1 protein-coding gene and 1 pseudogene are annotated in these 1,016 nt (G+C 43.4%); both read left to right on the top strand.

What is annotated here, in order from left to right; genetic code table 11:
• The first annotated feature begins 469 nt into the window (after positions 1-469).
• On the top strand, positions 470-790 hold the full coding sequence (locus tag R7Q46_RS25330; protein WP_102137291.1) for a hypothetical protein: 321 nt from the start codon (positions 470-472) through the stop codon (positions 788-790).
• A pseudogene (locus R7Q46_RS25325) lies at positions 783-1,016 on the top strand (site-specific integrase); the annotation flags it as partial. The gene R7Q46_RS25330 and the pseudogene R7Q46_RS25325, both read left to right, overlap by 8 nt.

Here is a 1,016-nt window from a genome sequence, read left to right as displayed (position 1 = left end):
ACTCAAAGCACCGCCCTGTTGCTACGCAATTCAGGCGGTACTTTTCGCAAATTTCGCGAGCCTACTCGCGCTATGTAGAATTTAAAAATTCCACATAGCGCGAGCTTTAATAAGCTTTTATATAATTTCACGCAACAAAAAGCCTGCAACAAAACAATATTGCAGATAAAACGTGAAAATGTCACAATGGAATTTCCATAGCCCACTGCTGCTTATGCAGGAACCTGACCTCTACAACCTCCTTGGTTTGGTCTGCGAAAATCAAATCCGCGCTTAGTCAGAGAACTAAAAAATGATTTTGCCTCAGGGGAGTACGGCCTAGTTAACACCGTACACGTTGGTTTTAATTACTGATACCAACGGTGCTTCTCAAAGCAGCGAAACACAAAAATCAGTACGCACTTCACTGGCGGAAAGTGAACGTGAAAAGGTGTGAACAGTCGGCCTTGCTATACGAAAAAAAGCAAAATTGGCGAACGGCAATGCCGTCTGGATATTTTTACGAAAATATTTAGCTAGTTCTTACGCCCACATCGAGATTTTTATGAGCTTTGATCCAGTAGCAGCGACCGAAGCTGCAAAAAAGACCCGTGCTTTACGCAAAGGCAAAAACTATAAGAAACGCACCTCTAAACTTGAACCGTTCCGTTCTGAAATCGCCAAAATGTACAAGCATGGCGCATCTTTAGAACTGATTGCTCTGCACCTCCAAACTGAACACAAGCAATATGCAGCTCGCAGTACCATCCTCCGATATATCCATTCCATCGGAGTAACACGCAATGGCTAAAGGGCACTTCGCAAAATCAGAAAAACAAGCCGCTTCTGTCATGAAAGAAATGCAGGGGAAAGGTAATGCCATAGAATCGGTGGGAACGGCGAGGAACTACGAACAAGCATTGAAAACCTGTTGCGATTATCTGAAAGAGTTCAAGCTTGGCTCTCTAAGAGAACTAACCCCAGAACAAGCAAAAAACTACATAGAGTTACGCGCTCACGAATGTAAACAAAGCACA

The sequence above is a fragment of the Vibrio sp. 811 genome (genome assembly GCF_033339195.1).
This window is presented reverse-complemented; position numbering and strand designations above follow the sequence as displayed.